The organism is Legionella donaldsonii, from assembly GCF_900452385.1.
Taxonomy (GTDB): Bacteria; Pseudomonadota; Gammaproteobacteria; order Legionellales; family Legionellaceae; genus Tatlockia; species Tatlockia donaldsonii.
Genome location: NZ_UGOA01000001.1, coordinates 153,805 through 178,776 on the forward strand (window position 1 = coordinate 153,805; position 24,972 = coordinate 178,776).

The following is a 24,972-nucleotide window of genomic DNA, read 5'->3' on the forward strand; positions in this document are numbered from 1 at the left end:
TGCCGGAGAGCAATATGGGGTTTTGGGATGCATGGAGCACAGTCAAGGAGTGGGGTAATTCCCTGTGGAATAACGAGTATATTAAGAAAACAGCAGTCGATCGATTTCGTTCCTCTTATTCTGTATTAGAGCATTTAGCTAAAGAAATCGATGCTGCGCCAAAGGTCCTTTATTCAGCTGTTGTTGATCCCCAAACCCATAAAGTTGCTAGCCATGTAGCTCGTATTCTGGTTGAAGATTTACCCCTTATCATGGCACCTTCGTATGCTAATACGTTGATCCAACAAAGTGGCTATAGCTATCTAAATAATGAATCAGATGTCCCTTGGCTAAGTATAGATACCAGCATAATCATGGCCTTGGGACTTTTAGATTGGAGTGTTTGGGTCTATACCAATAGGCACCGGGTACAAATGACGATGCGTATGCTGGTAGTACTCCTAGAGGCAGGCGATGACTTAACTTTGCATAAACCGAAGATGACTATTTGTAGTGAAGAGGCCTGTACAGACGCACGTTTTTTAAAAGGGGTCATTCGCAGTACTATTAAATATTCCACCACAAAACAATTGGTAAAGCTAATTGGGTATATACCCGTTATAGGTGAGCCACTGACCTCTCTGGCATTGGCCTATAACGAGGGAAGTTATATTGTGTCAACGATAATTCCCGAGGTTTGTGATCGCCACCAGGAAGAGTATTTTAATGAGTATGCGGGGCTTATTTTTGCTCTTGGGATTGGACATGCGCTTACTGCCAAGGGGGCTGCTTTTTTAATAGAATATTTGACTACGAAGTACCTGATTGCCCTTCCTAAATTTTATTATGAAGAGGCTTTCAGTAGTGCCCTGCTCGTTCTTTTTTTCAGTATCGCTGCCCATATGAAGTTACCCCCACCCGTACCTCAGTCAACCTATAGTATTCGTGATCCGATAATAGCCGCCAGACGTGCAATCGGGGTGGTTTTTGAAATTCTGTTCGCAGGGTCAAGAATCGTATTACCCCGTATTGTGAACAAGGAGCGCTTGCCTACTATTTCTTTAGCCCAAGTCGGAAAAATTTGGAAGTGGGGAGAGGCCATTTGGTTTCACCGCTGGACTGACAAGGCGAGATTTATTTTGTTACCACACTCTCTACAAAGCATGCAGTATTTCATTGATGATCCAGTCATTTCCCCTAACTGGAATGGTGTACGGAATAAGTTGGTAAAGGAGATTAAAACCTTTACAGAAAAGCGGGAAAGCTGGTTAATCTTCTTCGCAGGGCAACTGCCTGGCGCTTCCTCTACTGCAGCCAATGCATTTTTTGGTGTTCCTGAGCCTCTCACAGCGTTTTTACTGAGACTTATGGGCAATGAAGACTTTATGCTGGCCTTGGGGACCTATGGTGAAAAATTGGAGGGGTTGCATGTTGGTCCCCCTCCGCCAATACCCGTTGAGGAAGATTCGCCTTCTCTACGAGGCCATGAGAAGCAAGATGGACCAAAAGTCCCGTTACAAAACCCGGAATCTACCGCCAATAACCCGCATAAAATTGCTCCGGAAACCGTTATTAGACACGAAAAATCTACAAAACTGGAGGCTCAGAATGTTATTCGAAAACGCTCTAATCACCCCAAAATAAGCGCAAGTGCGGTAATCGGAAGAGGGGGCTCTCGTTTTTTTAAAACAGATCCCACAAGCGTTATTGTGGCTGGAGGTTCAGGGGATAGTATGGACCAGGTATATACAGGGGAGCCTCCCAGTAATCAATATACTTAAAGGGAATCAGGGAAGACTCCTGCAGCTCGGAACGTATTCCTATCGAAAAGCACTATGGTACCTAGGCTATCGTAGGGATCCTGTTTGTTGAGCGATATAAAGAATAGGCTCCTGCTTTTTATATCGACTCACGTTGGTTTGAGTCAAAGAAGTTTTTTTCTTTTAAAATAGTAAAGCATGAGAATAGTCAGCAATAGCATTAGCCCAAGAATAAATGGATAAGAATAACGCCATCTTAACTCCGGCATGTTGACGAAATTCATGCCATAGATCCCTGCGATAAAAGTCAGGGGAATAAAGAGGCTGGCAAACACGGTAAGGACCTTCATGGTCTCATTCATGCGATTATTAAGAGTTGATAAATAAATTTCTAGAATGGAATTGCTCATTTCTCTCTGTAAATCAATGGATTGTAAAAGACGCACGCAGTGATCATGTAAATCGCGATAATAAAGGCGACACTTCACATCGATAAAACGGTTACGCTCTGATAATAACAAATCGACAATATCCTGCAGTGGGGTGATCGCTTTTCGCAGAGTCATTGTATGCCTTTTCATGGTATACAAACTGGAGAGATCGATAGCTTGAGGGTCTTTCAGGAGCAGATCTTCCATGTTGCTCAAATTTTTTTCAACATCCTCAACGAAATTGAAATAATTATCGACTATGTTGTCCATTAGGAGATGTGTCAGATATTCGCTGCCGTGTTCTCTTACCAAAGAATGTTGTGCGCTTAGATACTTATAAATGGGATGAAAATCATAATTATCGGATTCACGAAAAGTCACTAACAGATTTTTTTTTACCAGCATGCTGAGCTGTTCTACATTATAGCTTAGACGACGTGTAGCGCTATGCAGCAACTTAAAAACAATAAAGAAACCACCATCGATTTCATCTAATTTGGCACGTTGATGGGTATTTAAGATATCTTCAACAAACAACGGGTGAATGGCAAATTCAGCGCAGAGTTCACTAATCTGTGGACTATCTGCAAGTCCCGAGACGTCTACCCAGACAGACTGATTCGCAGTCAAAGCATCCTGAATGGCAGGCAGGGATAATCCTTCAAGTCTTTTATAGCTATGACTATCGTAAATATGGATGAAGATCCTGGTTTTAACGGGTGGGTTTTCACCCACATAGATCGCTGAACCCGGTAGCATCCCTTTTTTTGCTGATGATGTTTTCTTATGTGAATCCATAAGTTATTCCTTAGTCTGTATCACTACTATTCTGATTTCGTAACAAGATTCAGTCAACATTGATTCTGACAATAATAATTGATTTGGAAAAGGGATTTCGTTTTATTTCTATCGTTTTTGACTGACAGAATTTGCCAAAAGAAAGATAATAATGATATATTACTGCACAATTCAAAGTACTATCTGGGTAAGAATTAGTCTCAGATGTGTAATATGAGTCCGGGCTGAATGATGACGATTTTTTCAACTGCGCTGCAAAAACGCAGCTATCTCCCTCTTACTGTGGGTATGATGACTTGTCTTATTTTGTTAATCAATGTCTCGTTTAAGATCATTATGATCCAGGGCTTAATCTTTACTGCAAGTGCCGTACTTTGTCCCTTGATAGCCTTCATTTATTTATTGGTTTTAAACGAATGCAATGTTGTCCAACAACGTCATATACTCAATCAATCGCTCCTTGCACTGTATTTGTTTTCTATAGGGATTTATTTGCTGGTAAATTTGCCAGCAGCGGAAACAATGTATGATAACCCGGCCTATCAGATTGTTTTCGAGGACATCCCTAAAAAATTCTTTGCATCAACCCTGGCTTTTGGCTTAAGTTTTTATTTGCCGCACATGATTTGCTGCGCAAGAAAGAGTAAAGTCTTTGCCTCACCTAGAAAATGCCTTTTAATGGCGCTTTTGGGCGGTTTTTCTTTTTTTAGTTTGGATTTCGTTTTACTTTTTTCTGATCCGCATATCCATAGTTTTAATCAAATTTATCTTGATTCTTCAATGCTTGCACTGACTCTTCTATTGTTAATAGGAATTATCTATCTCGTTTGTCTATTAATCTCCAACAGGCCAGATCAAATAAAACAGCCTGCCGAGTTACCCCACTATTTATCATTCCCCTTATACCATTATTTGGTTAGCTTTTCGGTTGCTATCTTATTGATCTGTTTAGCTTGTGAATATCGACTGGTTTCTTTTCCCAATGGTTGGGCTTTAACAGCAAGTGGATTGTTATTTCCCCTCACAATGATGGCTAGTAGTCTTATTGGCGAACTTTATGGTTATAAGGCAAATATTCGTTTAATCATCGTGCTCTTAATTACACAATTAGTCTTCGATTTCTTGTTAATGGGGGCAGTTGCGTTGCCATCACCTGATTTTTTTAATCTGAATCCTTTCTATTCGTTAGTGATGCCGCGACAGATACCCGCAGCAAGCCTGGCTTTATTTGTTAATTTTGTTACCAATGCCTCTTTATTGGAGTATCTGAACAAAGCCCAGCTTGTGACGAATCGTTATTCGCGGATTCTCATTGCTAATATTTGCGCCACTACGTTGATTTGTATCGTTAATTACAGTTTATTGTATGCCGGCATTTATCCTCATGAGCAAATTTTTACTCTGGCGATTACCTACTGGCTCTACAAACTAGTAGCGACGTTGATTGGTTTGCCGCTGATTTTATGGTTATGCAATCAATTTCACAAGCAGATGGAAAATACGACGGGTTTACTGGCCAACTAACGCCAAGCATTCAGGGGGATGCTGTAAAGATAAGCCTGGCTGAATGCAGGGATTTTTTAATTAAGATTTTTTGACAGGTCTTTTCCAGCCAGTGATTGTTTTTTGTTTGCTCTCAGTCAAGGTCAATTCATTGGCAGGTACATTTTTGCGAATAGTACTACCAGCGCCAATAGTAGCATTAGCCCCGACTGTCACGGGGGCAACTAATTGGGTGTCAGAGCCGACAAAAACGCCATCTTCGATGATTGTTTGGTGTTTATTGGCACCATCATAGTTGCAGGTAATGGTACCCGCACCAATATTAACCTCTTTGCCAAGGGTTACATCACCTAAATAACTCAGATGGCTGGCTTTACTTCCCTCACCAAAAACCGCTTTTTTGGTTTCAACAAAATTGCCGATTTTGCAATCATTAGCTAATTGCGTACCTGGCCTTAATCGTGCGAAGGGACCAATGTGACAAGACTCGCCAATGTGACAATCTTCAAGGACAGAGTTAGCTAAAATTTCACAGTGAGCACCTAAAGTAACATTATGCAGAATGCAATTGGGGCCTATAGAACAGCCATTACCCAACACTACTTTGCCGCTAAACACGTTATTAACGTCAATAAATACATCCTGGCCGCAATGAAGTTCACCCCGAACATCAAAGCGGTTAGCATCAGCAAGGGAAACCCCGGAAAGCATGAGTTGTCTAGCAAGGCGCTGTTGCCAAATACGCTCCAACTGCTGTAACTGTAACCGATCATTCACTCCCTGAATTTCCATGAGGGTTGGTGTCTGCAGGGAGGTAATCACTTGCTGTTCATTGACTGCCATGGCAATGATTTCTGTCAAATAATATTCGCCTTGGGCATTATTGCAGCCTAACTGAGGTAACCAACGAGCCAGGTCAGCTGCTTGCACACAACAAATGCCGCTGTATATTTCCTGGATTTGTTTTTGCTCTGCGGTGGCATCTTTTTCTTCGACGATGGCCGAAATATCTCCTTGCGCATTGCGGACAATGCGGCCAAGTCCAGTGGGGTTATCAAGTTTTGCCAGTAATAAACTTAAGGAATTGGCTGGTGCAGGAGCAGCGTGGTGTTTATCAATTAGGTTTTGCAGCGTTTTCGCTTCAATTAAAGGAACATCTGCTGAAAGAATGAGCACTTGTGAATCTAACGGAATATGGGGAAGGGCTTGCATCACGGCATGTCCGGTGCCAAGCTGATCTTTTTGTAATACCCAATTGACAGGCAGGTCGGGAAGCGCTGCTTTTATTTGCTCGCCCCCATGGCCATAAACGACATAAATAGCCTCTGGATTGAGTTGTTGTGCTGTTTCTACCACACGTACGAGCATCGGTTTTCCAGCAATCTTGTGCAATACTTTTGGGGTACCGGAATACATGCGCTTACCTTGACCGGCGGCAAGAATAATAATTTGTAGTGTCATAGGATTACGATTTCCTTTTTTGGAACAACATTACTCAGGGTGGCTACTGAATTAAGCAATCTGTATGTATGTTGCGAATAGAATAATTAATGGATATGATAAAAAAAATATGAGCAAAGGAGTAGTGCCGTGTCCAATTTTCTTCAGGCTGCAAAAATTATTCTCGCTAGAAGAATTAAACAAATTAGGAATGATTCTGTTAGTGCGGATGCCGGGTTGACTAACCGCGCAATTACGTTTTTTAGCCTCGGTCTTTTAGGTCGTGACAAAGCACTATCTGCTACCAAACAAGATCTTGACGATGATTTGTTATCTGAACTTAACAATGTTCAAGATGGGGAGAGTGATGAGGCTACCTTGGAAACGCTAAAAGTGCTGATTAGCAAATATAAAAATTCAGCGAAGATGGCAAGTAGCAAAAAAGGCTATGATGAAGGAACTTCGGGCCCTGCGTTGCAAGCGGTAATGACGTTACTGGATGATATATACACAAAACTCGAAGATGCAGAAAAAGAAGGCGTAAAACTTCTTGATACCCCCGATGATGATATGCCGTTGAATGTTTATCGTTATCAGACAATAAGGTATCTGGCGCAGAAGGTTGAAGATGCGGGCAACCAGTCACTCATCAACAAGTTATTACAGAATCCGAAAATTTCCTCTTGCCACGAATTGGCAGAAGAAAAGGAAAAGCTTCTCATAGCTAATTTAAAACAATGTGAAGAAAATATAAGGGAGCTTGATGATTTTGAGGAAATTGCTCGTCGCGAGGCTGAAAGAGCAAAGAAGGCTAAGGAAGAGAGGCATGATGAGGATATCGACGAGGTAGAAAACCCCAAGCCAAATAAAATTCTTGTTGAAAAAAAGCCTGTCGATTATCCGGCGTTGAGAAAGAAAAGTGTTTTGTCATCTTTAAAGACTTTAAAGGAAGAAAATGAAGCCTTATGCATTCGCTTTGGCCCCAAAATCAGTCTCCCCGTCAGTCTGGCATTTTTTACTTCACTTAATATTGCTTTACCGACTTTCAAGCCGGGTCCAGGTTATTTGCAAGAGTGTGCTGAAGCTGCAGTAACGGGGATTAATCCGCCTGAAGTAGCCCATGTCTCTAGTTGTGCTCTGTAGGATACGCTTTGAATCATCAAGGAATATAAAATTTTGCACTTCAAGGGGTTAGTTCGCCACATAAATTCGTTTCCATCAACGTTTTGACCTCTTGATTGCTCAAATTTTTACTGAATAGATAGAGCAATTTACAGTGAGCTGCTTCCGGTGTCATATCATGGCCGCTGATAAGTCCAGCCTGCTTTAAAGTATGTCCTGTGGCATATTGGCTCATTTCCACCCGTCCATGCTGACATTGACTGCAATTGACGATGACAATGCCTCGTTCACAAGCATTTTTTAAAAGAGCCAAAAATTGCGGATCATTGTTTTGTGCATTCCCCGCGCCATAGGTTTCCAAGACCAGCCCTTTGAGTGGTGGCTGCAAAATAAATTCCAATACTTTTGTGGCAAAACCCGGGAATAAACGAAAGTTAGCAATAAATTGGGGGCTTATTGTTTGTAAACAAAATGGCTTGGCCGGTGGCGGGAGTAGACGTTCTTGATGTAATTGGATGCTGATTCCAATCGTTGCTAAATGAGGGGCATTCGGTGAATCAAAGGCATTAAAACGTTGCGCGCTGATTTTTTGAGCCCGGTTACCACGCAATAAATGTTGATTAAAATAAATACATACTTCATTAATGGGTTGATGCGCACAAAGCCACAAGGAGGTAATTACATTGTCCAGTGCGTCATTACGAACCTCAGATAAAGGAATTTGCGAGCCAGTAACAATGACCGGTTTTCCCAGATTTTCCAGCATGAACGATAAAGCAGACGCTGTATATGCCATGGTGTCCGTACCATGAAAAATCACAAAGCCGTCAAACTTCGCATATTCACTGGCAATATCGGTCGCAATACGATTCCAGTCAGTTACTGTCATGTTGGATGAGTCAAGCAGCGGCTGATACTCTTTAATAGCATAATCAGGCATTTCAGCATGATTTAAGGCAGGGATTTTAGCCAGGGCTGATTGGACGTATCCCATGGCTGGTTCATAACCATGATTGGTTTTTACAGAACTAATTGTTCCACCGGTGTTAAGGATCAAAATGCGTTTTTTCATAAGCGCGCCTGCTGTGAGAGTTGTTGAAATTATACCTGTCATCCCAAGCATTGTGGAATGCTTCATTGTTTTGACTACAACTTGACAAGCTTACGACTGCCTTGTAGAAATTAAATCCACAAGGATTGAATGGGAGGGGTTATGGGAGGCAATCTCTTAGAAACATTGCAGGAAGAATATGATAAAGCGTATAAGCCTATCCATGCTCGTTGTGAATATTTTAGTAATACAGCAAGTCAAATAAGACAGCTCTTGTTAACTCATTTTGCTAATGAAGCAACAAAGGCAATGTTGGTTGAAGAAGCCCAGACAGACATAGAGGAGGGGGTGCGGCGCTGTCTGGTTAAGGAGGAAGTACTTATTGCTACTGCTGAGCAATTTAATGCGGCATCAGAAAGTACTTTACCTAGTTTGGTTCATGCTTTAGATGAACATATTGTAACCAGTGGGTTACCGATAATTGTGCTGGATAACCAGTACCAGCTAAAGCTGGAAAAGCTTTATCCCGCCAAAGTACAGGATTTTATGCAGCAATTGGTAGATAGTTTGACTGCTTACCGAATAAGTTTGGGTATTTGCGATATTTATTTCGCGATGATTAGGTATTCTTATTTAGATCTCACCGCTCATAAAGAGTGCCTCTGTGTAGCGCAACAATTGCAAGATCTATTGTCAGAGTCTGGAGAAAATGTAGATTTACAAAATAGCTTACGGCAGGCAAAAGCGAACAAGAAAAAGATTAATGCATTGCTTGTGAACGTCTATGAGAGTGCTCAAACCTTTGAAGAGGAATTGCCATTTAAAGTACAGCAACTTGTAGAGCAATTTGAACGCGGGCGGCTTTATTTGCAAGGCTGTTATAAAAAATTCCCTAACAATACGAAATTGGCCTGGCTTTTTTTTGATGGAGCATGGCAAGCATTGTTGAAGAATATTGCCAATAATCTCTATGCTAGCCAGTGTACTTATTCCAGTTTATACGGCAGCCTGACTATCTCGCCTGAATTCATTACTGAAATAAATAGGGAAATTGTCCAGTTTCGGGATGCGGCTTTAGAGAAACTCCCTGCACTTAAAACCGAATTGCTAATTACTGCCTACCAAAAGACAAATCAGGTTATAGTCAGTGTTAAAAAAATTGCTGCGATAAAACGCATTTCCTTAATGGAAGCGCCGCCTACGCTATTTGCAACGGGTGAAAAATCGATTTGGGGACTCATGGCCGCTTACTATCATCCACTGTCTGAACAAACAGTTGCCTCCACTTGGACAAATCCTATTGTGTCTTCTCCTACGAAGGATGACCTTGGAAATGAATCGCCTGTCCTTTAAGTACAGATTTATTTGCCAAGCTCTTGTACTTTGTGGAAAAATCAAGGTATTAATGGTTTAGTGTAAGCAGTGGCAACATGGTTATTGATCGAGCCGGGTACCGGCTGAACGTTGGGATCATTCTGGTCAACGGATCGGGTCGGGTGTTTTGGGGTAGGCGCTATGGTCATGATGCCTGGCAATTTCCGCAGGGAGGGCTTGCTACAGGCGAAACCTCACTAGAGGCCATGTATCGCGAATTGCGAGAAGAAATAGGTTTGGATAGAGAGGATATCGAAGTTTTAGGTTCGACCAAGCGCTGGCTAAAATACCGTCTGCCTAAACAATATCTTCGTCATGGCAAAGAGCCTTTGGTGATAGGGCAAAAGCAAAAATGGTATTTATTAAAATTAGTTGCTTCTGAGCAGAAAGTTCGACTGGATTTAAGTGATTCGCCGGAGTTTGACAGCTGGCGTTGGATTGATTATCACGAGCCACAAGAGCAGGTTATCTTTTTCAAAAGACAAGTTTATGCTCAGGCCATGAAAGAATTAGAGTACTTGTTAAAGAAACGTCGCACTCCATTTGGTGCACGCCGCAAGCGAGGTAATCATAGTCGATAAATGCTAAAAATATTAAAACGAATCGTACAGGATGTAACCACAGCCACTCAATTAACAGATGCATTGACAATCCTGGTGCAACGAGTGCGCAAAGCAGTGAATGCTGATGCCGTTTCCGTTTTCCTCATTGATAACAAGCACGCCGAATATGTATTGATCGCTACAGAAGGCTTAAACAAGCAAGCAGAATCAAGAGTGCGTGTTGGATTAGACAGTGGTTTGATTGGTTTGGTGGGGCGTCGCGAAGAACCGATTAATATTGAAAACGCCCCCTCGCATCCCGATTTTTACCAACATAGCCTTCTAGGTGAAGAGCATATGAATGCTTTTCTAGGTGTACCGATCATTCAACATCGTAAATTGTATGGTGTACTAATCGTACAACAGAAAGAACAACGTTGTTTTGATGATGCTGAAGAAGCCTTTTTAATTACCTTGGCGGCACAGCTTGGTGGTATTATTGCCCATGCGGAAGCAACCGGTGAATTAGCACAATTAACCCAGCCAAAACCCTTGGGAACGGACAAGGTTGATTTGGCGCCCATGGCGTTAACTGGTGTGGGTAGCGTGCCTGGTGTTGGTATTGGTACAGCCGTTGTTGTATATCCTCCTGCTGACATTGATGCAGTCCCCCGCCGTACGGTCGAAGATCTTGATGCAGAGCTCGTTGCTTTCTTCCATGCCTTACAAATGGCACGTGAGGATATGCAACGCTTAAGCAAGCGAATGAAAGCTACCGTTGATGAGGATGAGCACGCTTTATTCGATGTGTATTTGCGTATCCTTGATAAGGATAGCCTGGGTGCTGAAGTTGAGCATGTTATTCGGGAAGAACATCTTAGCGCCCAGGCCGCTTTGGCTGTTGTAATCAAAAAACATGTACAACTATTTGAAAGTATGGAGGATGACTATCTACGTGAACGAGCCTCTGATTTTCGTGATTTAGGCCGGCGAGTACTTGCTGAACTGCAATGGTCTCAACGAGAAGAAATAATTTATCCCCGACGGACTATCCTGATTGGTGAAGAAATCACTGCTGCAGCATTAGCAGAGGTACCGGAGGGGTATTTGGCTGGGGTTGTATCTGCAAAAGGAGCAAATAATTCTCATGTTGCTATTTTAGCGCGCGCTTTGGGTGTGCCTACGGTTATGGGAGTTCGTGGACTTAAAATTGAACATTTATCGCGTCGTGCTGTTGTCGTTGATGGGTATTACGGTCACGTTTATGTGTCGCCCTCGAAAACGGTTCTGGCAGAATTTAAGAAGGTGGCGCAAGAAGAGCAAGAATTAAATCAAAGCCTGGTGAGTTTACGCGATAAGCCTGCGGAAACACTGGATAACTACCGTGTCTCTTTACAAGTGAATACTGGGCTGGCCATGGATGCGGGCTTATCGATGAGTGTTGGCGCAGAAGGGGTAGGGCTTTACCGCTCTGAAGTGCCCTTTATGAGCCGTGATCGGTTCCCCTCTGAAGATGAACAACATATTATCTATCGTCAGATTCTTAAAGCGTTTGCTCCACGATTTGTAACAATGCGGACGTTGGATATTGGCGGGGATAAAATACTTCCTTATTTTCCAGTGGAAGAAGATAACCCTTATTTGGGTTGGCGGGGCATCCGTGTCACTCTCGATCATCCCGATGTTTTCTTGATGCAGGTGCGTGCAATGATGCGTGCCAGTGAAGAGCTGAATAATCTCCGCATCATGTTACCCATGGTGACTACTTTAAGTGAGGTAGAAGAGGCGGCCTATCTGGTTGGGCAGGCTTATGAAGAATTGTTAGAAGAGGGATATCGCATTGAAAGACCCAAACTGGGTGTTATGGTTGAAGTACCAGCAGCAGTTTATCTTGCTCGTGAATTAGCAAAGCGCGTTGATTTTCTATCGGTAGGTAGTAACGACTTAACGCAATATTTGCTGGCAGTTGACCGTAATAACGCGCGTGTAGCAGGACTTTATGATGGTTTTCATCCAGCGATGCTGCGTACCTTAATGAAAGTGGTAGAAGGTGGTCATGCTGCGGGTATTGAAGTAAGTATTTGTGGCGAGATGGCCAGTGATCCTCTCGCGGTGATCCTCTTACTGGCAATGGGTTTTGATACTTTGAGTATGAATTCAACAAGCTTGCCGCGAGTAAAGTGGGTGATTCGTAATATTTCTCTGGCACAAGCGCGAAAAGTGTTAGCGGATGTCTTAGAACTTGAACATCCGGCTGAGATCAGACTGTATTTGCAAAAAGCATTGGAGGATGAGGGCCTTGGCGGCTTAATCAGGGCAGGGAGATCGTGATTTTATCGGAAATAGCCGTGAATGGCGGCATTTATGCCTTGGCAGGCGCTTTTGCTGGCCTTATGTCGGGTCTTATGGGCATAGGAGGGGGTATCGTTGTGGTACCTGCCTTGCTTTTTATCTTTCAACATAATCCGGCTTTCCCTTCTAGTTTAACGATGCATTTTGCTGCTGGGACTTCTCTGGCCGTTATGTTATTCACTTCGCAGTCTTCCATACGCGCCCATTATCGCCAGAGTGGCATTCAATGGGATGTTTATAATCGGTTATGGCCTGGTATTATAATCGGTGCTATAAGTGGCGGGGTGCTCGCCGATCAATTGCCAACGCGTTGGTTGGAGATATTATTTGGAATATTTTTGTTGTTTGTTGCTTTCAAGATGTTATCTGGTATGCAGATTACTCGCCCACAGCAATTTCCCCGTCCCTGGATTAACAATTTGATAAGTTTTTTAATAGGTTGTAAATCGGGATTATTAGGGGTTGGCGGTGGAACAGTCATTATTCCCTATCTTAGCTATTGTGGTATGGAAATGCCGAAAATTGCGCCAGTGTCGGCTTTATGTACAATGACGGTTGCTATTATTGGTACAATCACATTTATAATTACCGGTCTAAATGAGGTTGGCTTGCCGGCTTACACAACCGGTTATATTTATTGGCCCGCAGTATTGTGTATAGCTATTCCAAGCAGTATTTTTGCTCCTATCGGGGCGAAATTGACGTATGTATTGCCCATTAAGCATTTGAAATATGGGTTTGTTGTTATCCTGGTTTTCACTGCTATCAATTTATTAATTTAAAGGATTTTTTTAGAGGTAATTGTATGCTCCCTTTCCCTGCTATTGATCCTGTTGCATTTTCTCTAGGTCCTATTAAGGTGCATTGGTATGGCCTAATGTATTTGGCTGGTTTTTTTATCGCCTGGCTTTTAGCCCATTTGCGGGTGAAGCTTTACCATCTGGATTGGACTTCTGAGCAAATTAGCGATTTAATTTTTTATGCTGCTTTGGGGGTAATTATTGGCGGTCGGCTAGGTTATATGTTGTTTTACAATACACAGCATTTATTTACCAGACCTTGGGAGTTACTGAAGTTATGGGAGGGAGGTATGTCCTTTCATGGCGGTTTGCTTGGGGTAGCTGTAGCAATGTTCCTGTTTGCGCGTAAAGTTAAAAAACCCTTTGTAGAGATCACGGATTTCCTTGCTCCCTTAGTCCCGTTGGGGCTTGCTGCAGGACGTATCGGTAATTTTATTAATGGGGAGTTGTGGGGGCGTGTTACTGATGTGCCCTGGGCTATGGTCTTTCCCCATTCCGATGGACAACCTCGCCATCCTTCCCAATTATATGAGTTTGGTTTGGAAGGTCTTGCTTTATTTATCTTTCTGTGGTGGTATGCTGCCAAACCCAGGCCTAAGGGTGCAATATCAGCAATGTTTTTAATTGGTTATGCCGTTTGCCGTTTAATTGCTGAGTGTTTTCGCCAACCTGATGTGCAGTTAGGTTATATTGCCTTTGATTGGTTAACAATGGGACAATTATTATCTATCCCCATGTTAGTGGCAGGGTTATGGTTATTTCGGTGGGCTAAACGATGAAGACATATTTGCAATTTCTCCAACACATTTTAGAGCATGGGACAAAAAAATCAGATAGAACCGGCACAGGGACCCTATCTGTTTTTGGCTATCAGATGCGTTTTAATCTGGCGGATGGCTTTCCTTTGCTTACCACTAAAAAATTACACACGCGTAGCATTATTCATGAGTTACTCTGGTTTTTGCGGGGTGAAACTAATATTGCTTATCTGAATGAGAATGGCGTAACTATTTGGGACGAGTGGGCAGATAGTAAGGGGGATTTAGGTCCTATCTATGGCCGCCAATGGCGTTCCTGGCCTACACCGGATGGCCGCTCTATCGATCAATTGATGGACGTCGTTACTCAAATCAAGACAAATCCCGACTCTCGTCGTCTCCTTGTAAGCGCCTGGAATGTTGGTGAGCTGGACAGGATGGCTTTAATGCCTTGCCATGCTTTATTTCAATTTTATGTTGCAGATAATCGTCTTTCTTGCCAATTGTATCAGCGTTCGGCGGATGTTTTTTTAGGGGTACCTTTTAATATCGCTTCCTATTCCTTACTTACTCACATGATGGCAGAGCAATGCAATCTGGACGTGGGGGAGTTCATTTGGACTGGTGGCGATTGCCATTTGTATTTAAATCATCTTGAGCAAGCACGTACTCAGTTGGAACGTACTCCTTTACCGTTACCTCAACTTGTTATTCAACAAAAAGCCCCTTCACTTTTTGATTATCAGTTTGCTGATTTTGAATTTCGGAATTATCAATCACATCCCGCTATCAAAGCCCCTATTGCTGTTTAAAGGGGCTGCTGCGAGGTACGCGACAGTGCTTATGTTTACTGATTGATATCTTGATAAATTTGATGGGCTGGGAAGTCATTTCTTGCAGAGAAGGCAGCAGTTATTTTGTTATTCGCCCATAATGTGGTTTAATATTGTCCTTGTTGGTTTTTATTGGGTCTGTAATTGTGAAGAAACTAGTCGTCCTCCTGAGTGCTGTATTGTGTCTAACGCTGGGACATGCCAGTAAGTTGAGTAAATATTTAAACAAAATGGAAGCCAATGATAAAGCACGTCAAGCCCAGGAATGGCAGCAAGATATGAATTTTGGCGATTTTGCTTTCCGTTTGGATAAACGTTATGTTGACGATCGCGGCCAGCATTGCCGTGATTATGTTTTTAGAGCACGCAGTAATCCCTATCGCCATGGCTATTATAGCGTTTGTGACGAGCGTTAATTTTTTACCATTAAGCGGTGATTTTTCCACCGCTTAATGGTAGGTGCCGAGTATACCCAGCTAGTTTTTATAAGCGATAACAGTTGGGAACAGTTTTGCTTTGTCATAAAGAAATTTAATGTCGGTATAACCCAGGCTCGTCAGTTGTTTTTTAGTTAACGCAGTGGAACGGTAACACTGGAATTTCGCGGCCATGACGTCAGCAAAAAGAATTTTCTGCAATAGCAAATCCTTTTGGTTAATCACAGAAAAATCCCACTCACATTGTTCGGTAAGGGTTGGCGGTGGGGTCAAAAAACTAGTGACTAATTTCCCGCCTGATTTCAAAGCCTGGTAAAATAGGCGAAACAATTCCATCACCTTTTCATCCCCAGGTTCATAAATGGTTAAACCATTACTGGAAATTAAATCGAATTCATTGTGGAAATCCAATTCCCAAGCATCTTGCTGATAAAATTTCACTAGATGGCTTAAGCCACGTTGTTCTGCCAACTGAGTTGCATCCTTTAAAGTAGCAGCGTCATAATCAAACCCGATGAGTTCAATATCATGCACCGATTCCAGATTAAGGTATAAAAGTTCACCCATTAAGCCGCAGGGAATACAGGCAAGTTTGGCTCCGTTGCGTACTTTTTCCTGATTTTCTTGCAAGAAAATTTGACAGCGTTCTTGTGTTGCAAGCATTAGAGGAGAGCGATCGAGAATAAATGCTTCCAACTCCGTAAAGGGTTGGCCGCGGTTGTTTTTACCATTGATACGCCCGGTTTGGGGATGGTAAATCATATAATGAGTCCAGTATCCATTGATCCCCTGGTTTTGTATTAAGAAACGGCCAAAATCAAAGTCGGCTAATTGGTTCAGTAAATCAAGTTGTTCTGTTACGGTAATATAAGGTTTATCACCTTCCTGTTTAATTCGGGCGGCGATTTTATCAACAACAATAGCTAGTGTTTCCTCTGCGATGTTGTGTGAGATCAGATGCGGTTGCTCTATATTGGCCATGAATAGTCCTGGTTTGCTGCGTTGCAGGTTATAAAAATAAGCGCTTAATCTTAAATGGCTAAAATAAATTTCGTATTGAATCCGGGATAGGAACAGATTTATTGGCGCGATAATCCACCCAGACTATTTTACTTGTTCCTTGGGTCATCAAGGTTTCACCTTGGTATAAATCATGATCCATCGTAATACTGGAACGACCGAGATTGTGAACACTGCTCTTTATTGTCAAGGTTGCCGGATAAACGATGGGTTTTAGAAAAGTGCAGGCAACATGAATGACGACAGGACCGACTTGTTGTTTCATATCCAAACTTAGGCTTTCCAACCACTCAATACGAGCCTGCTGGAAGTAATCAAAGTAGCGGCCATTATTCACATGACCCAATGCATCCATATCACCCCATTCAATGGCAAAGGTTTTTTGGTGTACAGTTATCTTCGTGTCAGTCATGATAAATCCATAGGGTCAATATCCACATTCCAGCGGATATTATTGCTTAATTTATTTATTGTTAACCACTCTCTCAGCGCCGTCAATGCGGCTTGCAAAAGGGTACGTGAGGGCGATTTAATTAGTAATTGCATGCGATGCTGCTCGGCTTTACGAGCTAAGGGAGCCGGTGCTGGACCTAAGATTTTAAGTTTTTGATGAACCAATTGTGCTTTGATTGCATGGAGAAATTCCAACACTTTACTTGTCTGTTTATCTTGGGCTCTGATAACTGCCAGAAAATGGTAGGGCGGCAGTTCAGCTTCGCGGCGCTCTGCTAATAAGGCAGTAGCAAACGAGTCATAACCTTCCTGAATGAGGCGATTGAGCAAGGGATGTTGTGGTATATGCGTTTGAATAAGTACCTGGCCGGCATATTGAGCACGGCCGGCGCGGCCGGCGACTTGGACCAGCAGTTGGCCAAGGCGCTCAATGGCACGAAAATCCTGATTATAAAATCCGGCATCGGCATCCAGGACGACCACCAAGGTCAAGCGAGGGAAATGATGGCCTTTAGCGAGCATTTGTGTACCCACAATTAATTGGGCCTCGCCGTTGTGAATGCTTGTAAGATGCTTATTCAAAGCGTCTTTTTTTTGGATCTCATCGCGATCGATACGCAGAAGCTTGGTCTGTGGAAATTGTTCGGCCAAATACTCATGTATCCGTTGAGTACCGGCTCCGATGGGTAGTAATTCTTTACTATGGCAATCAAGACAATGGTGCGGAATTGTTTTTGTTGCTCCGCAATGATGGCAGATAAGGCGCCCTGATTGGCGGTGCAGAGTTAGATGACTATCGCAAGCAGAGCAATCAGCCATCCAGCCACATTGGTGGCATAATAGAACAGGAGAAAAGCCCCGCCGATTAATAAAAACCAGTACCTGATTACCTTGCTTGAGATGCTCAGCAATTGCATGGATGGTATTAGCAGCCAGTCCATGTTGCAATGGTTTGTTGCGAATGTCGATTAGTTGATAATGGAGCGGTGAACTGTCGAGTGCCTTGTGATTTAAACGCAAAAGAGAGTATTTTTTTTGTGTGCAATTATGCATACTTTCCAGACTTGGTGTGGCAGAGCCGAGAATAATAGGGATATTTGCTAAATGAGCACGTATTAGACCGGTGTCGCGAGCGGAATAACGGACTCCCTCCATTTGTTTTAGAGAGCTATCGTGTTCCTCGTCAATAATAATTAAGCCTAAAGCAGGCATTGGGGTAAAAATAGCGGTTCTCGTACCTATTACCAGCTTTACTAAATTATCTTTTGCCAGCTGCCAAGCGAATTGCCTTTCGCTTTCATTTAAATTGGAATGCAGGACTGCCATAGGCTCTTTGAATCGTGCTTGAAACCGTGCCAATAGCTGTGGTGTTAATCCGATTTCAGGCACTAAAACCAGGACCTGACGATTTTCGGCTAATACCTTGGCGATTGTTTGTAGGTAGACTTCCGTTTTGCCACTACCGGTTACGCCTTGTAATAAGAAACAATGATAGGTATGTAATTGCTGAGCAATGGCTTGCACGGCAATAGCTTGCTCATTATTTAAGGTGAGAGGGCTATCAGTGGCTTCCTGTCCTGAGCAAGGTAAGTTAATTTTTTGCACCAGGGTAATTGCGTTAACTGCCAGAAGCGCATCAATTTGTGCGGAATTAAATCCTTCCTGTACTAATAATTTTTTGCTTAAAGGGATAGCTTGATTATTTAAAAAATCAATAAGTGCGTGCTGCTTACGGGCTCGGTCAGCTATTAATGTATGCGCTTCTTCTGCTGCTAAGGCCAACTGATAATAATCAGCAAGTGGTAATTGGCTGTTTTGCCCCAAACGATATTTTTTGGGCAAGGCCAGTGGGATAACCTCTGATAGCGGTGCCTGATAGTAATTCGCTACCCATTGACATAAGGTGAGCATTGCTTCATTTAAGAGAGGTTGCTCATCAATGACTGCTGATATGGATTTAATGGAGTCATAAGTGTTTGCAGAGGAGCCTTGACCAACGACCACACCTAAGCGTGTTTTCTGACGAAAAGGAACCCATACCCGAGCCCCAATACAAGGTGAACAGTCAGTTGCTAGATAATCGAAATAATCCCGATTGGTGTGCGGGATACAAACCTTGTAGATTGTTGCTGTCATCTAGCTGCGCTGCCACTCGTGACTCGCTGATTGTCCGGGAGCTGAAAAAACTTTAACCACGATTTTTTCTATGCGATGGCGATCCAATTCGGTCTTGTCTTTTATTAATTCCTCAACGAACCAACGTGATAGCTCTTCTACTGTAATATTGGTCAGTGGCATAAGGGTAACATCTTCTTTTAAAAACGGTATTCTCTTGTGGTTAAAAGTAAAATAGTAATGTTCGTTATCTTCTGAGAATTGCAAGAAAGGTGAAAATTGTGGCATTAAGAAGGTTTGATTTAAATGATGACATAATTTATAAATGCGCTCTTTGTAATAGCGGTAGTCAAAGGTCATCCCATTTTCTTCTACCCAAGTGGTTAAAGCGAGATAAACCGTATACATATGACCATGCAGGGGTTCACGCTCGGTTGCGGAAAAAATGGTGGTATGTCCTGCTGAGAATTTCATCGATTCTTTTTGTAGCTCAACAGTGGTCAAATATTTTTTCATGATCATAAACTCGCTCGTTTATCGTGCAATTGAAAACCGGTTAAAGCCAATTCCATGTTTTTAGTCAAGGCAATGACTTTGAATAGTTCGCCCATTTCACTGGGTTGAAGTAACTGTTTAACTGCTTGTTGGGCCCTTATCCGATTACGGTCTTCAGCCAGTTCATTCAGTAAGCTTAACAAACCGTTGGCAAGCAAAAAAGAGGCTTGATTCGTATAACCGGCAATGTGAAAGCCCGCTGCATGAGCTGCTTCGGCAATATGAGTAAAATCGACATGGGCAGTGATATCTTGCTCACCGACATGAATCAGTGGATTGCTGTGCGCGTGATGGCGATAATGGCACATTAATGTGCCACTGCTACGCTCAGGATGATAATATTCATGGCGTGGGAAGCCATAATCCAGCAAAAAAACAGCGCCTTGAGTCAGCATGGCGTAACATTGTTGTATCCAATCATCAATGAATAAATTTGCTTCTGACTGATAGGGTTTATTTTCGGGGGGTAAAATAGTCGCTACATGAGCAAGCAATCGCTTATCTGTGCAGGGCTTGAAAATTTCTGTTAGTTCCTGTTGCGCATCCAGGGTGATAAAACTTTCCAATATACCCTCGTTTGTTTTTAAAAAACGATGAACAGGCATTGCATCAAGTACTTCATTAGCGATGACCACTCCATTGAAAGCTTGTTCAGGCCAGCGATTGAGCCATGTTACCCTTTCAAGCAAATGAGGGATTTCCTGTCGTATTAATTCCTCTTGTCTTTGGCGTAAATGACTACTGACTTCCATAATATGGTAAGCCTGGGGCAAACATTGATCACGTTCAAGTTGCTTTAAGAGATCAACACAGAGGCGGCCAGAGCCAGCACCAAATTCAAAAAGAAGAGGGTTAGCCATTATTGACAGGAGTTGCTTACATTGTTTGGCTAATGTTTGGCCAAACAAGGGGGTTAATTCTGGTGCGGTAACGAAGTCGCCATGAGCCCCAAATTTTTGCAATCCCGCGCTATAATAGCCAAAATCAGGTGCGTATAGCGCTTGCTGCATAAATTCAACAAAGGGGATATCCCCTTGTTGTATAATCTGACTGCGAATAGATGTGAGTAGGCTCATAATTGCTTAAAAATTATAAAAGTGGGGAACATACCTTGAATCAGGCCAACAAACAAGCCGCTAAAGTGGCTTTGGTAACTGGTGCGGCACGGCGCATAGGTGCTGCAATTGTCAGAGAACTGCATCAGGCTGGTTTTAAGGTTGTTATCCATTGTAATCGTTCGCTGACTGCCGCGGAAGCGTTGGCACAGGATTTAAATCAGCAACGCTCTGGTAGCGCTTATGTTTTACAAAAAGAATTGACAGATGCCAATGCAACAAACGAGTTGATCGCTTCAGTATTGGTCTGGGCCGGACGTGTCGATTTATTGGTAAATAATGCCTCATTATTTATACGTAGTGATTGTACTATCTTCGATGAAACCGGCTGGGATAGGTTGTTTGCGGTTAATGTTAAAGTCCCTTTCTTGTTATCTCTTGCTGCTCGACCTCATCTTGCAGATCAAGAAGGATGCATCGTGAATATTACAGATATCCACACAGATAAACCGCTTAAAGGGTATGCTATTTATTGCCAAAGTAAAGCGGCCTTGCTAATGCAGACCAAAGCCTTGGCTCGCGAGTTTGCTCCTCAAGTACGCGTCAACGCAATTGCACCTGGTGCCATAGCCTGGCCTGAAGATAACAACATGTTAAGTATGGAAACACAGCAACAAATTATCGCTAAGACACCTTTAAAGCGTCATGGAGCGCCTGAATATATTGCGCAAATGGTGCTCGCTCTTGCGACTAATTCTTTTATTACAGGGCAAGTCGTTAATGTGGATGGTGGACGCAGCATTTCCTAAAGCAGCAGTTTTTTTAACTCCCTTTCGATATCCTCAAGTTGTTCAAGTTTGTAAAAAATTTGCAATTCTGTTGGACTCAGTTGTGCTCTGAAATAATAGCGTAATAACGATCGGCTTTGTAACACCGCTTTATAGTCATTTTCCAATTTTGCCAGGTTATGCAAGTGTTGTATAAAAAGAGATTTTATTGTGTCAGGATCAGGATGATTTTCTGTCTTATCAAGGAGATTTTTGTAGAGCCAAGGCTTGCCAGTTCCCGCGCGGGCTATCATATAGGCGTCACAACCACTATTAATCAATGCTTTTGTTAGACTCGCTTTATCACTGATATCGCCATTAGCGATGACGGGAATAGAAACAGCCCTTTTAATTGCGGCAATTTGGGCAAAATTACAGTCAATATTATAGTCATCATTCCAACGTCTGCCGTGGACAATAAGCGCATCAGCCCCGGCTTGCTCTATCGCTTTGGCCAGATCAACATCATTACCATTCCCTTGGATGCGAAGTTTGACTGTTAGGGGAAGCGTAATCATTTTACGAACACTGTTAACTATCTTGAGCAATTGCCGCGGTTCACTGAGTAAGGCGCTACCGGCTCCCTTTTTGCGAATTTTGGTTTTCGGACAACCACAATTAATATCGATTAAATCAGCACCGATGCTCGCGAGGTAAGCGCTTGCTGTGGCCATCATTTCTGGATCATTACCTGCTATTTGGTAGCTGAGCGTTTTTTCTAACGATGAGCGGTAAAGATAGCGTGAATTCAATGAATGCTTATGAAGGACATCATGCGCAGAAATCATTTCGGTTGTGCAGTAGGCAGGGGGCGTAAATTGATAAAATAATTCACGGAAAGGAGCACAACTGAAACCAGCCAAAGGTCCTTGAATTAAACGATTAGGCAAGTGAAGAGAGCCAATACTAAGAGGGCTATTGAGAAAAGAGTGCATCATAATAAGGAGAAAATCTATTAAAGACTACTCACAGTCCGCTACAATTGCTTCTATTATACACAGCCTGTACCGCCAGAAAAATAATTATGCAACAAGAGAACTAACAAGATAGGTTATGCAAGCGATCTATTGGGCAGGTCTCGCAAAATTAGAAGATGCGAATTAGTAAAGAGCCGGTTATAATCCTCTAATTTTTAGGTGTTTTATGGATAAACGATTTTTTTCACCTTTAGAGTTAATGCGGATAGCTACGGAGCATGCTTACTGCGCCGAGTATTTATTACCTGGTAATGCCAAAGTGACCATGTATGGAGATTCCAATTGCGATACGTTAGCGGCAATTACCACACTCATGTATGCGGCTTTTGAATTAACATTCAAAGCATACCTCCTCCATGAACATAAAAAAAATAACCAGCACAAAAACTTAATGGAATTACTGGAATCAGGTCTTGAACTGGAATTATCTCATGAAGATAGGAAACTGTTGAAATATTTAGCACGCCACCAAGCCTTTCGTAAAGGGGTCGATTATGAGCTCTGGGAAGATCGGCAGGATTTGCATGGTTTCTGCGTTGAAATTATTGAGCTTTATGAACGTGTACAACAGTTAATGCCCATAGAATTACAAAGTGAATACCAATCGGTTTAGGAGAAGGCATAAAAATCCTCACAGGCTATATAGTAAGATTTTTTATTGCCCATAATGAAAAGTTCTGCCTAAGAGTCGCTTAGGTCTATTAGGGAAATTAAAGCATGATAAGTGCAAAGCCGATGGAGCAATTATTGGCAGAAGATCAAGCTCTATTAAGACTTAATAAAATTACCAGAATAATTTGTGAAACGACTAATCCGGACGCTTGTAATATCCAATGGAATGAAGCGGAGAAAGATCTCGGGTTTAATTTTGTCCTGCATATGAACGAGTATTCACCGGCTACGGTTCATCATGAGCTATTCCCCATTATTCCTTTCATCCTTGGATTGCCCAATCCGCCTAAAGCTGTTCAGGGCAAAAACAATTTTACTGTAAAGGTAGATACAGTAAATACAGTAGCTGGGGTTTTAAATCGATTGGTGCAACATGAAGTTGAAGCAGTATTAGTCGGTGAGCAAAATTTCTCTTACTTTACTAAATATGGGTTGCCACATCCGAAAACTGGTCGTGGAGCGATGGAAAGGGTTCTATCGAAAGCTAAACGTCTCTTCCATGAACGCACAATGCGGCCTTATGGTATAAAGCTTACTATCAAGGAAAATAATCAGGTAGAAATAATAGTTGATGCGCCTGGCGAGCCAATGATGATTGCAAAGACTCTTTGCTCTATTTGGGGCTTTCCTGTAAATGATGTAGTCGTCAAAGAACGGTCGCTGCTATTTGCTTCTGCTGATGCGATTTTAGACAGCATGGCAGTGAATCGAATTAATTACCAATCGGTGCTCGTTTTAAATAAGCAGGGTGAGCTTGCAATTACAGAATGTACTAGTTCTCTGGGTGAGATACTTGGTACAAGAGAGCATTGCCTGGAGCCTTATTATCCAGAGCTTGATGCACTGGGGCCTGGATTAAGGAAAATGTTTGGTTTAGAGCTAAGGGATCCGCGCCGTTTATACGAACATAGTACAATAATAGCTCACGAAAATAATTGGGCTTTATTTCTGGTTGAAGCGGATGTTTGGGTGGCCGCTTCTGCCCCAACGCTTGTTGAATCGCCTATACCTGAAGCAGAGCGATTTGTTTCCTTAAGCAAGATAAAAGAAAAAGGGATTTTTGGGCAGAGTGCTCCATTGATCCAACATTATCTTTATTTTGAAGCGAATCGTATTGAGAGAGCATTGCAAGCAAATGAGGGGTTGGAAGGAACAATGGTTACCATTGATAGTAGCTTTCAATCCAATCCTGACAACATTAAGAGAAGCCAAGCAGGAGATAATTTTGGCAAAATTTATATAAAAAATAGTGACGGAAGGATTAACCTTATTTATGAGGCGTTTAAACTCAGCCTTCCCCCAACAATCTACCCAAACTGTCAAATAGAATTGGTGGTAGCTGATGATACAGTTGTTCTGAGTAACATTAATCCAGCATTGGTATTTCATATCGTTGAAATCCAGACAAAAATGCATTTTTGTTTCAAACACATTGAGGACGCCCTGCCCGCATCGTGGATTGCAGACCATATTAATACACTGATGAGTGCTCTTGATAAAGAGCCTATTACAATAAGACTTCCAATCATTGACAAAACACAAGCAATTTTAACAAGCTGTCAACAGCTTATTGCACAGTTACCGAATTTTTCTGGTAATGAGAAACAGCAACTGCTTAAATGCTTTATTGCCGAAGTGCAGGCCTATGAGCAAAGTATCCTTGCATTGTCTCCGACACAAAAAACCTTGCTGATTGCTTTTACTTTAGTGGGAACTCTCTTAGGGGTTTCCCTTGGTAGTATGTTTGGTTTATTAGGCGGATTTTGTCTTAGTTCAGGAGCAAATAGCGCTATTCCGGGACTTGGTATGGTTGCTGCTAATTATACAGGTGGAGGTATTGGCGCTGCATTAGCGACTCTTAAAGGAGCGGGTTTAACGGTAATGATTAGTACTGCAGCGAGCAGTTTTTTAGTGGGGATTGTTAGTGGTACTGGCACTTTTCTGGTAGGGCGATTAGGGTTTTTTAGTCCGTCACAATCCCAATTACTTGTTAAAACTTTTTCACAAAAATTACAGGATGACATTAAAAAAGATAAGCTTTTGCAAGATAGCAGTGGAGGTGAGGTGGCGCCAGTCAAAATAGGGGGCAGCGCAGTGCCTTAGGTTTACTAATTGGAT

Annotated in this window: 22 protein-coding genes; 13 read left to right on the top strand and 9 right to left on the bottom strand. The window is 42.3% G+C overall.

The features are described from left to right. Nucleotides 1-14: 14 nt before the first annotated feature. Nucleotides 15-1,760: a hypothetical protein gene (locus DYC89_RS00730; protein ID WP_115220067.1), complete on the top strand. Its 1,746-nt coding sequence runs from the start codon at nucleotides 15-17 to the stop codon at nucleotides 1,758-1,760. A 143-nt stretch (nucleotides 1,761-1,903) separates the two neighbouring features. Here DYC89_RS00730 and corA read toward each other — a convergent pair whose 3' ends face one another. Then, nucleotides 1,904-2,968, bottom strand: coding sequence for a magnesium/cobalt transporter CorA (gene corA, locus DYC89_RS00735; RefSeq protein WP_115220068.1), 1,065 nt, complete (start codon nucleotides 2,966-2,968; stop codon nucleotides 1,904-1,906). 228 nt (nucleotides 2,969-3,196) lie between these two features. Here corA and DYC89_RS00740 point away from each other — a divergent pair, with 228 nt between their 5' ends. Then, nucleotides 3,197-4,492 (top strand): VUT family protein, encoded by a 1,296-nt coding sequence (locus tag DYC89_RS00740; RefSeq protein ID WP_342767864.1) that lies wholly within the window; start codon nucleotides 3,197-3,199, stop codon nucleotides 4,490-4,492. Nucleotides 4,493-4,552: 60 nt separating this feature from the next. Here the strand turns inward: DYC89_RS00740 and glmU are convergent, their stop codons facing one another. Next, on the bottom strand, nucleotides 4,553-5,932 hold the full coding sequence (glmU, locus tag DYC89_RS00745; protein WP_115220069.1) for a bifunctional UDP-N-acetylglucosamine diphosphorylase/glucosamine-1-phosphate N-acetyltransferase GlmU: 1,380 nt from the start codon (nucleotides 5,930-5,932) through the stop codon (nucleotides 4,553-4,555). A 129-nt stretch (nucleotides 5,933-6,061) separates the two neighbouring features. Here glmU and DYC89_RS00750 point away from each other — a divergent pair, with 129 nt between their 5' ends. After that, nucleotides 6,062-7,054 carry a hypothetical protein gene (locus DYC89_RS00750; RefSeq protein ID WP_115220070.1) on the top strand — a complete coding sequence of 331 codons (993 nt, stop codon included), beginning with the start codon at nucleotides 6,062-6,064 and terminating at the stop codon, nucleotides 7,052-7,054. A 40-nt stretch (nucleotides 7,055-7,094) separates the two neighbouring features. Here DYC89_RS00750 and ansA read toward each other — a convergent pair whose 3' ends face one another. Beyond that, nucleotides 7,095-8,105, bottom strand: coding sequence for an asparaginase (gene ansA / locus DYC89_RS00755; RefSeq protein WP_115222607.1), 1,011 nt, complete (start codon nucleotides 8,103-8,105; stop codon nucleotides 7,095-7,097). Nucleotides 8,106-8,246: 141 nt separating this feature from the next. On the opposite strand from ansA, the gene DYC89_RS00760 reads away from it, so the two are divergent. The 7 genes from DYC89_RS00760 (at nucleotide 8,247) to DYC89_RS00790 (ending at nucleotide 15,159) form a co-directional block, all read left to right on the top strand. Next, nucleotides 8,247-9,437, top strand: a complete 1,191-nt coding sequence (locus DYC89_RS00760; protein WP_147285460.1) for a hypothetical protein — start codon at nucleotides 8,247-8,249, stop codon at nucleotides 9,435-9,437. Between the two features lie 77 nt (nucleotides 9,438-9,514). Then, complete coding sequence (locus tag DYC89_RS00765) at nucleotides 9,515-10,039, top strand: RNA pyrophosphohydrolase (RefSeq protein ID WP_058443532.1); 525 nt, start codon at nucleotides 9,515-9,517, stop codon at nucleotides 10,037-10,039. Then, nucleotides 10,040-12,331: a phosphoenolpyruvate--protein phosphotransferase gene (gene ptsP, locus DYC89_RS00770; protein ID WP_115220072.1), complete on the top strand. Its 2,292-nt coding sequence runs from the start codon at nucleotides 10,040-10,042 to the stop codon at nucleotides 12,329-12,331. Further along, a complete protein-coding gene (locus DYC89_RS00775) occupies nucleotides 12,328-13,134 on the top strand; it encodes a sulfite exporter TauE/SafE family protein (protein WP_115220073.1) in 807 nt (268 codons plus the stop codon). Before ptsP ends, DYC89_RS00775 begins: the two co-directional genes overlap by 4 nt. Nucleotides 13,135-13,157: 23 nt before the next feature. Then, complete coding sequence (gene lgt, locus DYC89_RS00780; RefSeq protein ID WP_115220074.1) at nucleotides 13,158-13,931, top strand: prolipoprotein diacylglyceryl transferase; 774 nt, start codon at nucleotides 13,158-13,160, stop codon at nucleotides 13,929-13,931. Next, nucleotides 13,928-14,722 carry a thymidylate synthase gene (gene thyA, locus DYC89_RS00785; RefSeq protein ID WP_115220075.1) on the top strand — a complete coding sequence of 265 codons (795 nt, stop codon included), beginning with the start codon at nucleotides 13,928-13,930 and terminating at the stop codon, nucleotides 14,720-14,722. The genes lgt and thyA overlap by 4 nt, the downstream gene beginning before the upstream one ends. 167 nt (nucleotides 14,723-14,889) lie before the next feature. After that, the gene (locus DYC89_RS00790; RefSeq protein ID WP_115222608.1) at nucleotides 14,890-15,159 is read left to right on the top strand and encodes a hypothetical protein; all 270 of its coding nucleotides are present in this window, start codon (nucleotides 14,890-14,892) and stop codon (nucleotides 15,157-15,159) included. A 60-nt stretch (nucleotides 15,160-15,219) separates the two neighbouring features. On the opposite strand, the gene DYC89_RS00795 is transcribed toward DYC89_RS00790, so the two are convergent. From DYC89_RS00795 to DYC89_RS00815, 5 genes are read right to left on the bottom strand one after another with little or no spacing between them, the layout of a single operon-like run. Continuing rightward, entirely contained in the window at nucleotides 15,220-16,161 is a 942-nt protein-coding gene (locus DYC89_RS00795) for an SAM-dependent methyltransferase (protein ID WP_115220076.1), read from the bottom strand. A 58-nt stretch (nucleotides 16,162-16,219) separates the two neighbouring features. Beyond that, nucleotides 16,220-16,612 (bottom strand): acyl-CoA thioesterase, encoded by a 393-nt coding sequence (locus tag DYC89_RS00800; protein ID WP_115220077.1) that lies wholly within the window; start codon nucleotides 16,610-16,612, stop codon nucleotides 16,220-16,222. After that, the gene (locus DYC89_RS00805) at nucleotides 16,609-18,789 is read right to left on the bottom strand and encodes a primosomal protein N' (protein WP_115220078.1); all 2,181 of its coding nucleotides are present in this window, start codon (nucleotides 18,787-18,789) and stop codon (nucleotides 16,609-16,611) included. The genes DYC89_RS00800 and DYC89_RS00805 overlap by 4 nt, the downstream gene beginning before the upstream one ends. Further along, complete coding sequence (locus DYC89_RS00810; RefSeq protein WP_115222609.1) at nucleotides 18,790-19,284, bottom strand: 6-pyruvoyl trahydropterin synthase family protein; 495 nt, start codon at nucleotides 19,282-19,284, stop codon at nucleotides 18,790-18,792. It abuts the gene before it with no gap. 2 nt (nucleotides 19,285-19,286) lie between these two features. Next, the gene (locus tag DYC89_RS00815) at nucleotides 19,287-20,399 is read right to left on the bottom strand and encodes a class I SAM-dependent methyltransferase (RefSeq protein WP_115220079.1); all 1,113 of its coding nucleotides are present in this window, start codon (nucleotides 20,397-20,399) and stop codon (nucleotides 19,287-19,289) included. A 35-nt stretch (nucleotides 20,400-20,434) separates the two neighbouring features. On the opposite strand from DYC89_RS00815, the gene DYC89_RS00820 reads away from it, so the two are divergent. Further along, nucleotides 20,435-21,187: a pteridine reductase gene (locus DYC89_RS00820; protein ID WP_181879291.1), complete on the top strand. Its 753-nt coding sequence runs from the start codon at nucleotides 20,435-20,437 to the stop codon at nucleotides 21,185-21,187. Here DYC89_RS00820 and DYC89_RS00825 read toward each other — a convergent pair. Then, nucleotides 21,184-22,140, bottom strand: a complete 957-nt coding sequence (locus DYC89_RS00825; RefSeq protein ID WP_181879434.1) for a tRNA dihydrouridine synthase — start codon at nucleotides 22,138-22,140, stop codon at nucleotides 21,184-21,186. The two genes, DYC89_RS00820 and DYC89_RS00825, sit on opposite strands and share 4 nt — an antisense overlap. Before the next feature lie 208 nt (nucleotides 22,141-22,348). On the opposite strand from DYC89_RS00825, the gene DYC89_RS00830 reads away from it, so the two are divergent. Further along, on the top strand, nucleotides 22,349-22,795 hold the full coding sequence (locus tag DYC89_RS00830; RefSeq protein WP_115220082.1) for a hypothetical protein: 447 nt from the start codon (nucleotides 22,349-22,351) through the stop codon (nucleotides 22,793-22,795). 104 nt (nucleotides 22,796-22,899) lie between these two features. Next, the gene (locus tag DYC89_RS00835; protein ID WP_115220083.1) at nucleotides 22,900-24,957 is read left to right on the top strand and encodes a TMEM198/TM7SF3 family protein; all 2,058 of its coding nucleotides are present in this window, start codon (nucleotides 22,900-22,902) and stop codon (nucleotides 24,955-24,957) included. The last annotated feature ends 15 nt before the right edge of the window (nucleotides 24,958-24,972 follow it).